Annotated in this window: 15 protein-coding genes; 6 read left to right on the top strand and 9 right to left on the bottom strand. The window is 67.1% G+C overall.

Features of this window, described 5'->3' with window-relative positions; genetic code table 11:
* Nucleotides 1-53: 53 nt before the first annotated feature.
* From hpnE to glpX, 6 genes are all read right to left on the bottom strand, one after another.
* A complete protein-coding gene (gene hpnE / locus AB4Z44_RS16525) occupies nt 54-1,283 on the bottom strand; it encodes a hydroxysqualene dehydroxylase HpnE (protein WP_404710779.1) in 1,230 nt (409 codons plus the stop codon).
* Nucleotides 1,280-2,110 (bottom strand): presqualene diphosphate synthase HpnD, encoded by an 831-nt coding sequence (gene hpnD / locus AB4Z44_RS16520; RefSeq protein ID WP_404710778.1) that lies wholly within the window; start codon nt 2,108-2,110, stop codon nt 1,280-1,282. The genes hpnE and hpnD overlap by 4 nt, the downstream gene beginning before the upstream one ends.
* Nucleotides 2,107-2,943, bottom strand: coding sequence for a squalene synthase HpnC (gene hpnC, locus AB4Z44_RS16515; RefSeq protein ID WP_404710777.1), 837 nt, complete (start codon nt 2,941-2,943; stop codon nt 2,107-2,109). Before hpnC ends, hpnD begins: the two co-directional genes overlap by 4 nt.
* On the bottom strand, nt 2,940-4,073 hold the full coding sequence (locus AB4Z44_RS16510) for a glycosyltransferase (protein ID WP_404710776.1): 1,134 nt from the start codon (nt 4,071-4,073) through the stop codon (nt 2,940-2,942). Before AB4Z44_RS16510 ends, hpnC begins: the two co-directional genes overlap by 4 nt.
* Nucleotides 4,070-5,053, bottom strand: a complete 984-nt coding sequence (gene hpnA / locus AB4Z44_RS16505; protein WP_404714258.1) for a hopanoid-associated sugar epimerase — start codon at nt 5,051-5,053, stop codon at nt 4,070-4,072. The genes AB4Z44_RS16510 and hpnA overlap by 4 nt, the downstream gene beginning before the upstream one ends.
* Nucleotides 5,054-5,171: 118 nt before the next feature.
* A complete protein-coding gene (gene glpX / locus AB4Z44_RS16500) occupies nt 5,172-6,140 on the bottom strand; it encodes a class II fructose-bisphosphatase (RefSeq protein ID WP_404710775.1) in 969 nt (322 codons plus the stop codon).
* A gap of 278 nt (nt 6,141-6,418) precedes the next feature.
* On the opposite strand from glpX, the gene AB4Z44_RS16495 reads away from it, so the two are divergent.
* Nucleotides 6,419-6,856 carry a hypothetical protein gene (locus AB4Z44_RS16495; protein ID WP_404710774.1) on the top strand — a complete coding sequence of 146 codons (438 nt, stop codon included), beginning with the start codon at nt 6,419-6,421 and terminating at the stop codon, nt 6,854-6,856.
* Nucleotides 6,857-6,866: 10 nt separating this feature from the next.
* Nucleotides 6,867-7,334, top strand: a complete 468-nt coding sequence (locus AB4Z44_RS16490; protein ID WP_404710773.1) for a hypothetical protein — start codon at nt 6,867-6,869, stop codon at nt 7,332-7,334.
* Between the two features lie 22 nt (nt 7,335-7,356).
* Here AB4Z44_RS16490 and AB4Z44_RS16485 read toward each other — a convergent pair whose 3' ends face one another.
* A complete protein-coding gene (locus tag AB4Z44_RS16485; protein ID WP_404710772.1) occupies nt 7,357-8,649 on the bottom strand; it encodes a homoserine dehydrogenase in 1,293 nt (430 codons plus the stop codon).
* Nucleotides 8,650-8,811: 162 nt separating this feature from the next.
* On the opposite strand from AB4Z44_RS16485, the gene AB4Z44_RS16480 reads away from it, so the two are divergent.
* Nucleotides 8,812-9,039 carry a hypothetical protein gene (locus AB4Z44_RS16480; RefSeq protein ID WP_404710771.1) on the top strand — a complete coding sequence of 76 codons (228 nt, stop codon included), beginning with the start codon at nt 8,812-8,814 and terminating at the stop codon, nt 9,037-9,039.
* Nucleotides 9,039-9,266 carry a hypothetical protein gene (locus AB4Z44_RS16475; protein WP_404710770.1) on the top strand — a complete coding sequence of 76 codons (228 nt, stop codon included), beginning with the start codon at nt 9,039-9,041 and terminating at the stop codon, nt 9,264-9,266. Before AB4Z44_RS16480 ends, AB4Z44_RS16475 begins: the two co-directional genes overlap by 1 nt.
* Before the next feature lie 89 nt (nt 9,267-9,355).
* Here the strand turns inward: AB4Z44_RS16475 and AB4Z44_RS16470 are convergent, their stop codons facing one another.
* Complete coding sequence (locus AB4Z44_RS16470) at nt 9,356-9,646, bottom strand: hypothetical protein (RefSeq protein WP_404710769.1); 291 nt, start codon at nt 9,644-9,646, stop codon at nt 9,356-9,358.
* 81 nt (nt 9,647-9,727) lie between these two features.
* The gene (locus tag AB4Z44_RS16465; RefSeq protein ID WP_404710768.1) at nt 9,728-10,228 is read right to left on the bottom strand and encodes a Dps family protein; all 501 of its coding nucleotides are present in this window, start codon (nt 10,226-10,228) and stop codon (nt 9,728-9,730) included.
* A 250-nt stretch (nt 10,229-10,478) separates the two neighbouring features.
* On the opposite strand from AB4Z44_RS16465, the gene rpmG reads away from it, so the two are divergent.
* Nucleotides 10,479-10,646 carry a 50S ribosomal protein L33 gene (rpmG, locus tag AB4Z44_RS16460; RefSeq protein WP_404710767.1) on the top strand — a complete coding sequence of 56 codons (168 nt, stop codon included), beginning with the start codon at nt 10,479-10,481 and terminating at the stop codon, nt 10,644-10,646.
* A 272-nt stretch (nt 10,647-10,918) separates the two neighbouring features.
* A complete protein-coding gene (locus AB4Z44_RS16455) occupies nt 10,919-12,718 on the top strand; it encodes an ABC transporter ATP-binding protein (RefSeq protein ID WP_404710766.1) in 1,800 nt (599 codons plus the stop codon).
* Nucleotides 12,719-12,724 lie beyond the last annotated feature (6 nt).

Here is a 12,724-nt window from a genome sequence, read left to right as displayed (position 1 = left end):
CCCATCTCCCATCGGGAGAGGGCTTTCGGTGGCGTTCGAAATAGCGAATCGATTCACTTCACAAAGTCCCTGGCGAGGCGCGCGGCCGTCTCTCCCGATCGGATCGCCCCCTCTATCGTGGCGGGCAGGCCGGTCTGCGTCCAGTCTCCGGCAAGCCACAAATTGGCGAACGCCGTCTTCGCGCCCGGGCGCAGGCGATCCTGCTCCGGCGTCGCGGCGAAGGTCGCGCGCTTTTCGCGGACGATCTGCCATGCGGGCATTGGGCTTTCGATGCCATGAACCTGCATGACATCGGCCCAGATCCTGCGCGAGAGCACCTCGCGATCCTCGCCGTCGAGAGGATCGGCCGCGCTGGTCGTGGTGGAAATCCGATCGGGAAAGGCGAAGATCCATTCCGCGGTGCCGCCGATGACGCCGACGATCGGGTCACGCGCGGGCGCGGAGACGCGGAAATGAGCGTTGAGGATCGCGTGATGCTCGGTCGGTGCGGTCAGGCCGGGGAGCAGATCGGCCGCCACCCAGCTCGGAACGGCGAGCACCACCGGGCCGTCGGCCAATTCCTCGCCATCGGCGAAGACCATTTTGGCGATCCGCCCGGCCGAGCGTTCCAGTGCGCGCAGGCGCCGGCCGAGGCGGATTTCGGCGCCATGCAGATCGAGCCATGCCAAAGCCGGTTCGACGAACGCCGCCGCAAGGCTCGGCTCGGCGATGCGCGGCATGCAGGCGTGGCCGCCCTTGGCCAGCGTTTCGCGGACGATCGCGCCTGCCAGTTCGGCCGATCCGTCGGCGGCAGGCGTGTTCAAAGCAGAGATCATCAGCGGCGCAATCAGGCGATCCCAAAGCACCCCTTGCGCCGGGATGATGTCACCGATCCGCTGCGCACCGGCGAGCCGGGCGAAGGCGAGATAGTCGCGCGCCCGTGTATCCGGCACGCGGCGCGCGGTCGACAGGATCCACCACGGGAGCCGGCCGGCATTGGGCCGCAAGGTCCAGCGCGTTCCGTCACGCAGATCGACGAACGGGAAATAGGCCTCCTTCGGCCCGCTCAGCCGCGCGCTTGCGCCGATCGTCGCGAGATAGGCGTTGACCGCACGATTGCCGCTCAGCACCAGATGGTTGCCGTTGTCGATCTCCATGCCAAGCTGGGGATCGCGATAGGAGCGGCAGCGTCCGCCCGCCTGGCCGGCTGCTTCGGAGAGGGTGACCCGAAAACCCGCCTCGGTCAGCCGGATCGCGGCGCTGAGCCCGGCCAGCCCCGCACCGATCACATGCGCGCGTCTCACCCGCCGAGCCGCAGCCGCAACAGCATCCACAGCAGCTTGATCCGGTTGTGGCGCACCCGCCGGCGCGGCGGCTTCCAGCCCGCCCGGACCATTCGCCGCAGCAATTCGGCATAAGCGCCCGCCATCAGTCGCGGGGCGATCAGATGGCCGCGCGGGCGGCCCTTCAGGATCTTCGCCGACTGATCGAAATGAACGCGCGCCTCCGCCGCCAGCCCCTGCGCGACCTGATCGATGCGCGGATCGTTGATCACCGTCGCGATATCGCCGGTACGGATTCCCGCCGCCTCGATCGCCTCGCGCGGCAGATAGACTCGCCCGATCGCCGCATCCTCGTCGATGTCACGCAGGATGTTCGTGAGCTGGAGCGCGCGGCCGAGATGATGCGCCAGAGCGAGCCCGGGCCGTTCCTCCATTCCGAACACGCGCACCGACAGCCGTCCAACCGCGCTCGCCACGCGATCGCAATAGAGATCGAGCTCGGCATGGCTCGGCCAGCGGATATCGCGCGCGACGTCCATTGCCATGCCGTCGATCACCGCCTCGAAATCGGCGCGTGCCAGCCCGAACCGCTCGATCGCCGCGGCGAGGAAGGCGGCTTGCCCGCCATTGCCGCCAGCATAAAGCTCCGCGAGATCGGCGCGCCACTGGTCGAGCTGGGCCGCGCGTAGCGCGCGGTCGCCCTGCTGGTCGTCGGCGATGTCGTCGACGATGCGGCAGAAGCCGTAGATCGCATACATCGCTTCGCGCTCGCGCTTGGGCAGCACGCGCATGCCCGCGTAGAACGAACTGCGCGACGCAGCTTGGGCTGGGGCGGCGGGGGCGCTCATCGGCCGAGCCATCGCCCGATCACGGCGCGCAAGGCAAGCCCCAGCGCCTCCGTCTTGCGGTGAACGATCCGTTCGGACAGCGGATCGCGGGTGCGTAACCGCGCGCTGAGATCGATCGCGAGCCGCTGGATCACCGCCACTTCGAGCGCCAGCCGACCGTCCCTGATGCTGCGGGCGAAGGCGGCGGATTGCGCCAGCAATTGCTCGCAGCGCGATGCCATGTCGACGATGACGCTACGAAGCGCGGGAGAGGCGCTGGCGGCACCGATATCCTCGGTGCGCGCGCCATATCCGGCGAGCATGTCCTGCGGCAGATAGACGCGATCGATCGTGCGATAATCGTCGCCGCAATCCTGCAGGTGGTTGATGATCTGAAGCGCGGCACAGAGCGCGTCATTGGCCGGCCACAGCGCGCGATCCTCGCCATGGACGTCGAGCACGAAGCGCCCGACCGGCATCGCCGAGTAACGGCAATAATCGATCAGCGCGTCCCAGCTCTGGTAGCGGGTCTTGGTGACGTCGCGCCGGAACGCTTCGAGCAGATTGAGCGGATGGGTCGGATCGAGCCGGCATTCGGTGAGCGCGGCGCGCAGTCCTTCGGCGGTGGGTTCGCTGTCGGCCTGGCCGAGCAGCGTCCGGCGCATCGCCTCCAGCCCGGCGAGTTTCTCGTCGGCCGACGCGCTTTCATTGTCGGCGATATCGTCGGCGGCGCGGGCGAAATGGTAGAAGGCCATGATCGGCGCTCGATGGCGCGGGCGGATCAGATGCGAAGCGACGGGAAAATTCTCGTCTTTGTGCCCCTTGCCCGAGGCGAGCTCGGCGGCCGCGCTCATGCGCCGAGACCCGCCTGCGCACGGCCTTTCCACATGCCGCCTTTGCCCTGCCAGTGGCGCCATGCCGAGGCGAAGGTCGCGCCGGCATAGAAAGCCGCGATCACGGGCAGCACGACGCCCCACAAAGGCGAGCGCCGGTAGAAGCGCAGCATCGGCTGGAAGGCGATCGTCATCATCGCCCATGTAGCGAGCGCGAGGCCCTGCGCCAGCCCGTGGCCGAACAAGCCGATCGCCGGGGGAGCCAGATAGACCAATGCCATGCCGAAAAGCGTGCCGATCAGCAGCAACGGCGAATAATTGAGCTGGGCATAAGCCGATCGCGCGATCATCGCTCCGATCTCGCGCCAGCCCCCATAAGGCCGGATGCTCTGCGAACGGCGGGTGAGGCTAAGACGGATCGGCCCCTGCTCCTTCATCACCCGTCCCATCGCGCAATCGTCGATGATGGCATGCGCGATGCGCGCATGGCCGCCGGCGCGGACGAACGCCTCGCGCTGCACCAACAGGCAGCCGCCGGCGGCAGCAGCGGTGCGGCGATCGTGCACATCGTTCACGCGCGCAAACGGGTAGAGCATCTGGAAGAAGAAGACGAAGGCCGGGATCAAGGCGCGTTCGGCGAATCCGCCGGTTTCGAGCCGCGCCATCAGCGAGTTGAGGGTCAGCCCCTCGGCCTCGGACCGCGCCGCGAGGCTGCGTAGCGTGTCGGGCGCGTGGACGATGTCGGCATCGGTCAGCCAGAGATAGGCGGGCGCTTCGCCGGCATGACGCGTGCCCTGTTCGAGTGCCCAGAGCTTGCCGGTCCAGCCTGCGGGCGGGGTGCTTCCGCCGATGATGTCGAGCCGCTCGCTGTGTCCGGCGGCGGCGCGGGCGATCGCGGCGGTGCCGTCGCTGCTGCCATCGTCGACCAGGACGATCCGGAAGAGGCCGGGATAATCCTGTGCCAGCAAGGAACCGATCGATTGCCCGATCACCACCGCCTCGTCGCGTGCGGGAACGATCGCGGTGATGGCGGGCCAGATCGCGGGGGCGTCGACCAGCGCTTCGTCGGTATCGCGCGCAAGCCAGAAACGGCCGTGTGCAAGGAGCAGATAGACCCAGATGATGAGCGACAGGCCGGCGATCAGGATCATGCGAGCATGCCCTTGGCACGAAACCAGTCGAGCGCTTCGGCCACCGCTGCCTGGTATGCGCGCGGCGCATAGCCCAATTCGGCTTTGGCGCGATCCGAACTGAAAAACATGTGGTGATGCGCCATCTTGAGCGCATCGCGCGTCAGCATCGGTTCGCGGCCGGTGATTTGCGCGATCGCTTCGGATATCCATGCAAGCGGCACCAGCGGTGCGATCGGCAGGCTGATCCGTGGTGGCTTGCGGCCCACCAGGGCGGCGATATCGGCGAGCAAAGTGGCAAGGCTCACATCCTCGCCGCCCAAAATGTAACGGCGCCCGATCTGGCCCTTTTCCAGCGCGAGCAGATGCCCCTGTGCGACATCGTCGACATGGACGAGGTTGAGCCCGGTATCGACGAAGGCGGGCATGCGGCCGGTCGCGGCCTCGACCAAAATGCGCCCGGTCGGCGTAGGCTTCACGTCGCGCGGGCCGATCGGGGTGGATGGGTTGACGATCACCGCGGGCAGGCCCTGCTCGGCCACCATCTGCTCGACCAGCCGTTCGGCGACGACCTTGCTGCGTTTATAAGCGCCGATCGCCCCGGCCTCGGTGAGGGGGCGGTTCTCGGTCGCCGGGCCGGCGGGATCGGGGGCGATGGTGGCGACGCTGCTCGTATAGACGATCCGCTTCGTGCCCGCCGCCAGTGCCGCCCGCATCACCGCGAGCGTGCCGGCGCGGTTGTTGCGCACGATCTCCTCGGGATCGCGCGCCCATAGCCGGTAATCGGCGGCGACATGGGCGAGGAAGTCGGCCCCCGCCAGCGCATGCTCGACGCTCGCCTGGTCGCGCATGTCGCCAGTCCGGATCTCGCCGGGAAAATCGGCAAGGTTGGTTGTGTCGCTGCTTGCCCGCGCGAGGCCGCGTATCCGGTACCCTGCGTCGGCAAAGGCACGTGCGACGGCCGAGCCGACGAACCCGGACACGCCGGTTACGAGGATCATGCCTTTGGTATCGGTCACGTCAGCGCAGCGCCCGGCCGAAACCGGGACCCGCAGGTGATACAGGCGCAATCAATCGCATCGCGCCGGCTTTCGCCGGGGAACAGCCGATAGGCAAGCCTTAGCGGCGATGCTCGCCGGAAACGCGGCGGACGGTGCCGGAACTGGCGCGCATGACGATGCTCTCGGTCGTCATCATGCCCTTGCGGCGTTTCACGCCCTTCAGCAGCGAACCGTCGGTGACGCCGGTTGCGGCGAAGATCGCGTCGCCCTTCACCAGATCCTCGAGCTGATAGATTCGATCGAGATCGGTCACGCCCCATTTCTTGGCGCGCGCGCGCTCGTCATCGTTGCGGAACAGCAACTTACCTTCGAAATAGCCGCCGACGCAGGCCAGCGCCGCCGCCGCCAGCACGCCCTCGGGGGCGCCGCCCGAACCCATGTAGATGTCGATCGTCGTATCGGGATCGGTCACCGCGATCACGCCCGCGACATCGCCATCGGGGATCAGCATCACGCCGCACCCGGTCGCCCGCAGCTCTGCGATCATCTTGTCGTGGCGCGGGCGATCGAGCACGCAGGCGATGATCTGGTCGGGGCGGACGCCCTTGGCCTTGGCGATCGCACAGACATTCTCGGTCGGGGTCTTGGTCAGGCTGACGATGCCGCGCTCATAGCCGGGGCCGATCGCGAGCTTTTCCATATAGACGTCGGGCGCGTTGAGCAGGCCGCCTTCCTCGGCGATCGCCAGCACGGCGAGCGCATTGGGGCTCGCCTTGGCGGTGAGCGTCGTGCCCTCGAGCGGATCGAGCGCGATGTCGATCTTCGGCGCACCCGGGCTGCACTTGCCGACCTTCTCGCCGATATAGAGCATCGGGGCCTCGTCGCGTTCGCCCTCGCCGATCACGACGGTGCCGTCGAAATCGAGTTCGTTGAAGGCGCCGCGCATCGCTTCGACCGCTGCGGCATCCGCCGCCTTCTCGTCACCCCGCCCGACCAGTTTGGAAGCGGCGATGGCCGCAGCTTCGGTCACTCGGACCATCTCAAGCACCAGCACGCGATCGAGTGCCTTCGAAGCCTTCACTGCCATGCTCTAATCCTCGCCCCCACCTGGAGGAAATGTCGATAGGGCGGCCGGATGACATTGTCGAGAATGGGTGCGCTTGACCAGGGCGGCCGATTTGAGCATCCGTCGCGGCTATGATCCGGATAGCCGCCTTGCAACAATCGCAGCGTCGACACGCCGCGGGAGTCCGCGCGGATCCGGAACCGGTCTAGCCGCTCTTCCACCCCGATTCGCCGCGACATGCCCGCCTTGCCGGCGGATGCGGTCGCGCGCCTCCGCCGGGCCTTTCTCCGGAGACGATGATGACGACTTACTATGAATCCGATGCCGCAATCGCGAGGTTGTCCCGTGATTTTCTAGGCTGCACCTTGCCCAAGGCGGAATGGACGCATGCCGCGCATTTCGCGACCACGCTTTGGCTGATGCGGAATGCACCCGGCCGCGATTTGCCACACGCGATGCCCGGGCTGATCCGGGCGTACAACGAGTCGGTCGGCGGCGTGAACAGCGACACGGCCGGCTATCACGAGACGATCACCCAGGCGTCGCTCCGCGCGGCGCGCGCTTTCATGGCCACCCGTCCGGCCGACGAGCCGCTGCATGAGGCGGTCGACGCGCTAATGAAAAGCATGTTGGGCGCGTCGGACTGGCCGCTTGCCTATTGGTCGCGCGGACGACTGTTTGCGGTTGACGCGCGCCGCGCCTGGGTGGAGCCTGATCTCCAGCCCTTGCCCTTCTGAGAAGCTGCCGATGCGCGTGAAGCTGGCGACCCTGTTGCTCCTATCGGGCCCGGCGTCGGCGGAGCCGGCCGGGCCGCCCGCGCCGGTGGTCGTGAAGGTCACGGCCGCACAACAGGCGATGGCCAATTACAGGCGCAATTTCGCCGCCGTGCCGCTTCCCCAGCCGTGCGTTCGGCCCAAGGGTAACGAGGTCGTCGTATGCGGCGTCGGCGGGCGCGGCGGATCGGCCGATCGCCTGCCGCTTCCCGACGAACGCGGCCCGCCCGATCATGCGCGCACTGCGCTCAACGAGCCCGCGCCGGCCGATGCGTCGCCGGTCCGCACGGGCAGCTGCGGGACGCAGGATCAGGGGGAGCATTGCGTCGGCGGCATCAGCATCGTCGGCGCGGCGCTGGCCGGCGTGCAGATCGTGCGCGCCCTGGTCGACCCGGAAGGGGCATCCGACGCGGCGGACGCCAGCGCTCCGCATCACCCTTGAGCGACCGGGCGCAGGCGGCGCCTCAAGCCCCCAGAATATGGAGCAGCATCGGTTTGCCGGTCAGGCTGGGTGACCCTTCCAGCTTCTCCAGCGCGTGCGTCACGCTGCGCTCGGGCCCCTCGTGCGTCACCATCACGATCAGTACGCTGCCGTCGGTGCCGACGCCGCGCTGGATCAGGCTTTCGATCGAGACGCCGGCATCGCGCATCGCCGCGGTCAGCTCGGCGAGCACGCCCGGCCTGTCGGCGACGGTGAAGCGCAGGTAGGCGCGCCCGCGCCGCTCGCCCGCCGGCGCCACGCCGAGCTTGGCCAGATTGCGCACCGGCATGCCGAAAGCGGGGCCATATTCGCCGCGCGCGACATCGATCAGGTCGGCGACCACCGCGCTCGCGGTCGGCCCTTCGCCCGCGCCGCGCCCCTGGAACAGCAGGCGACCGACATAATTGCCCTCCGCTACCACCGCATTGAGCGATCCGGTGACATGCGCAAGCGGGTGATCGAGCGGCACCAGGCAGGGATGGACGCGCTGGAACAGCCCCTTGGCGTTCGCCTCGCCCAGCCCGACCAGACGGATACGGTAGCCGAGCGCGGCCGCCTCGGCGATATCGGCGGCGATGACATGGCGGATGCCGGTGATCGCGATGCCGTCGAAGTCGATCTCGGCGCCGAAGGCCAGGCTCGAGAGGAGCGACAGCTTGTGCGCGGCGTCGATGCCATCGATGTCGAAGCTTGGGTCAGCCTCGGCATAGCCCAAAGCCTGCGCCTCATGGAGCACGTCGGCGAAGTCGCGCCCGGCGCTCTCCATCGTCGTCAGGATATAATTACAGGTGCCGTTGAGGATGCCGTAGACATGCTGGATCACGTTGGCGGCGGCGCCCTCGCGTAGCCCCTTGATTACCGGGATGCCACCCGCGACCGCAGCCTCATATTTGAGCGCGGTGTTGGCGGCCTCCGCGGCATTGGCCAGTTCGAGCCCATGATGTGCCAGCATCGCCTTGTTGGCGGTGACCAGGGCCTTGCCCCGGCCGAGCGTCGCGCGCGCGAGCGTGAGGGCGGGGCCGTCCGAACCGCCGATCAGTTCGACCACAGCATCGACGTCGTCGCGCGCGGCCAGAGCGGCGGTGTCGTCCACCCAGGCGAAGCGCGACAGATCGATGCCGCGATCCCGGCTGCGATCGCGCGCGGACACGGCGACGATCTCGATCCCGCGCCCGGCGCGCCGTTCGATCAGATCGGCATTGTCCGCCAGCAGCTTGACCACGCCGCCGCCGACGGTGCCGAGCCCGGCCAGCGCGATACGCAGCTTTTCCGCCATTTGCTCTCGTTCCTTTCTCGATTGGCTGTCGCTCCTAGAGCCTCGCGAAGGCGTTGCAAGGCTGTGCATATCGCCGCGATCGTCCGGCGGGCTGTCGCATCGGCCGGAACGCTTGTTGCTATCGGTTTGTTTTAGCTGGCGTAGCGTTTGAGGAGAGTGACGATGAGCGATCAGAAAATCGACCCGGTCGAGCTGGCCGAAGAGCATAAGATGACTGCCCAGGAGGCGGAGGATTATGCCAAGAGCGGTCAATATGCCAAGGCGCGCGGCGGCAGGATCGATCCGGGCATCGGCCATATGGGCGGCGCGGGTGCAAGCGGCAGCATGGGCCCCGACCTCGCCGGCCAGAGCGAGCCGCGCCCCGGCAATAGCAGCGATCTGCCCAGCTGATGAGCGCGACCACGCGCGATGGCGATCCCGGCGCGGACAATCGCGGCGCGCCGGCGTCCGTGGCTCCTGACGGCAGCGTCAGGGGCTCGGGTGCCGGGGCGGGCGGCGGTGGAGCGCCGGAGGACATCGATTCGGATTCGACTGCCGGCGGTGGTGCGGATGAGGAGCCGAAGGCGAGCCCCAGCCCAGCGATCGGTGCCGACGCGCCGAAACACGGTAGCCGTTAGGATTTCTACACCTCGGCGGAGGCTGGGATCTCGGGGATAAGAGCGTCGTCTCTCCCGAGCCCCCGGCCTTCGCCGAGGTGACGTATCGTTCAAGCCTCGCTTTTGGGCGCTTTCGTCCGTTTGCGTGGCGTGCGCCCCGGCTTCGCTGCTTTTTTCATGCGCCGGCGCAAGAATGGCATAGCAATGGCGAGCCCGACGGCCGCGACCGCTCCCCCGATCAAGGTCATGCCGAGCGGACCCAGCCCGGCACCGGCGGCTGGAGCGACATCCTCGGGCGTAGCGGCGGGTTCGTCATTGTTGGCGGCCGGCGCGGGATGGGCCGGATAAGGCGGCTCCGCCGCGGGCGGCAGCGGTGTCGGCGGGGCTTCGTCTTCGGTCATATTATCCTCGGGCTACCGATCCAAACGCCTCCGCCCATCCCAAGGTTCGGGACGGGCGGGCTCGTTCGTCTATCCTCAAGCTCAGGCCTTGCGGCTGGCCTCGAACAGGAACCAGGCGCGCTCCTCCGCCTGATCGGTCCATTCGTCGACGATACCGCTGGTGGCATTGTCCTTGGCCTCCTCGGCCAGCTCCTTCACCTTGCGGAAGCCTTCGACCAGCTTGAGATTGTCGTCGCGCAGCTCGGCCAGCATGTCGGCGGCGCTGACGAACTCCTCGTTATTGTCCTTGATCGACTGGTGGCGCGAGATGTCGCCGATGGAGCGGAGCGTGACGTTGCCGGTCTTGCGGACGCGCTCGGCGATCGCATCGGTGATGCCGTAAATCTGTGCCGCCTGGTCGTCCATCAGCAGATGGTAATCGCGGAAATGCGGGCCCGAGACATGCCAGTGGAAATTCTTGGTCTTGAGGTAGAGCGCGAAGCAATCCGCCAGCGAGGCGTTGAGCGCGTCGGCCACGTTCGACAATTCGTTCGAGGGGAGATCGGTGGGCGTGGCGAGCTTGGGCGCGGGGGTATCCGCCATGGGCTTTCTCCTGAAGGAAGGGATTCGTTTCGCTAACGGTCAATTGCGCTTTTGGTGGCACAAGTCAGCCTGATTTTCTTGATCAGCCTGATCACCGATGTCGCTCAGTGCCATTGGTAGTTCGCACACTTGACTTTTCGCTCTGCCGGCGGCAGAACGCCCGCCGATCGAGCGGCGGCGACGCCGCTTTATTTTTTGGGGCTCGCGCCATGATCGGCCGGCCATATCATGAGACAAGGGATTTGCGGTCATGGCGAAGCCGACCACCGTCAAGATCAAGCTCGTCAGCTCGGCCGACACCGGCTTCTTCTACGTCACGAAGAAGAATCCGCGCAACCAGACCGAGAAGCTGAGCTTCAACAAGTACGACCCCGTCGTGCGCAAGCACGTCGCGTTCAAGGAAGCCAAGATCAAGTGATTCGCCGGCGCGGGTGATCCGCGCCGCTGATCGCTCGTTGTGCTATCTGCTGTCGCCCTGGCATTTGCCGGGGCGATCTGCGTTTGGGCGCGTGCCTTTCCCGCTTGTCCCCAGCTGATCGAGCAAAGGCTGCGCGGCGCCCCTTCCAGTCGAGACGGGGAACAGCCGTCATCGTTGCCAGCCGTGACGGATATGGCGGCATGCACTGGCGAGACCATGGGAAAACCGATAGCGCTTCCGAGCGGGCACCCGGCCCGGTTGGTGGAGTCGATGTGACCAGCGGCCGACACAGCGCTTCTTATTCCAGCGCCGGCCAATCCAGATCCCGCGCGTTCGTGTCATGGCGCGCATTGCTTGCACCCTATGGTCCGATCCTGCTGCTGTTGCTGGCCTGTCAGGTGGGACAGGCGATCGCGGCGCTGAGCCTCCCGACGCTGAGCGCCGACGTGATCGACCGGGGCGTGCTGCGCGATGATACGCTCTACATCCTCCACATGATCGCGGTCATGATCGGGGTAGCGGTCTGCCAAATCCTGTTTTCGATCGGCACCGCATGGTTCGGCGCGCGCATCGCGATGGGGATCGGCCGCGACCTTCGCTCGGCGATATTTGAGCGCGTGCAACTCTTCTCGCTGACCGAGGTGCGCAGCTTCGGGGCGCCTACGCTGATCACGCGCACCACCAATGATGTGCAGCAGCTCCAGACCGTGCTGGTGATGGTGCTGACCATGGTAATGACCGCGCCGATCATGGCGATCGGCGGCGTGGTGATGGCTGTGCGTCAGGACGCTCATCTCTCGCTGCTCTTGTGCATCAGCGTGCCGCTGCTGGCGCTGATCATCGGTATCGTTACCGCGCGCACTCTCCCCCTCTTCACGCGGATGCAGGGCCAGATCGACCGGCTCAATCTTATCCTGCGCGAGCAGATCACCGGGCTGCGGGTGATCCGCGCCTTCGTCCGTGACGCTTCGGAGCGCGCGCGGTTCGGCGAGGGCAACGATGCGCTGACCGACACCACGCTGCGCGTCGGCCGGCTGATGGCGCTGCAAATCCCCGCAGCCAACCTCATCATGCAGATCACCAGCGTGGCGATGGTCTGGTTCGCCGCGCACCGCATCGCGCTGGGCGAGATGCAGGTGGGATCGCTGGTCGCCTTCCTCACCTATATCGTTCAGATCCTCATCGCGGTGATGATCGCCTCGATGCTGTTCACCGTGGCCCCGCGCGCGCTGGTGAGCGGCCGGCGGATCGCCGAGATATTGGCGACGCCGTCCTCCGTGGCCGAGCCTGAGCATCCCGTCGCGCTTCCCGCATCCGCCCGCGAACGCGGCGAGATCGAATTCCGCGACGTCAGCTTTCACTATCCGGGCACCACGCAGCCCGTGGTGCGCGACGTCAGCTTTCGTATCGCTCCCGGCGAGACCGTAGCGGTGATCGGTGGCACGGGCTCGGGCAAGAGCACGCTGATCAATCTCATCCCGCGCCTGTTCGACGCGACGTCGGGGAGCGTGCTGGTCGGTGGCGTGGACGTTCGGTCGCTCCCGCTCGACATGTTGTGGAGCCTGATCGGGCTGGTGCCGCAGGAGACCTTCCTGTTCTCGGGCACGATCGCCGACAATTTGCGCTACGGCCAGCCCGACGCGGACGACGGGCAGCTCTGGCATGCGCTCGAGACGGCGCAGGCGAAGGATTTCGTCGTGGCCCTGCCGGAGGGGCTCGCAGCGCCGGTGGCGCAAGGCGGCGACAATTTTTCGGGTGGCCAGCGCCAGCGGCTCGCCATCGCACGCGCGATCGTTCGCCGTCCGCCAATCTACCTGTTCGACGACAGTTCCTCGGCGCTCGATTATGCCACCGACGCGCGCCTGCGCGCCGCGCTCGCGCGCGAGATGGCGCCGGGTGCAGCGGTGCTGATCGTCGGCCAGCGCGTCAATTCGCTGCGCCACGCCAATCGCATCCTCGTTCTCGACAAAGGGGAGATCGTGGGCTCTGGCACGCATGACGAGCTGGTGGCGAGCTCCGCCGCCTATCGCGAGATCGTCGAGTCCCAGCGCGCCAGCGAGGCGGCGGCTTGAGCTCGG

The organism is Sphingomonas sp. MMS24-J13 (assembly GCF_044905095.1).
Taxonomy (GTDB): Bacteria; Pseudomonadota; Alphaproteobacteria; order Sphingomonadales; family Sphingomonadaceae; genus Sphingomonas_I.
Note: the sequence above shows the minus strand (reverse complement) of the source record. Positions and strands in the feature narration are given on the sequence as shown.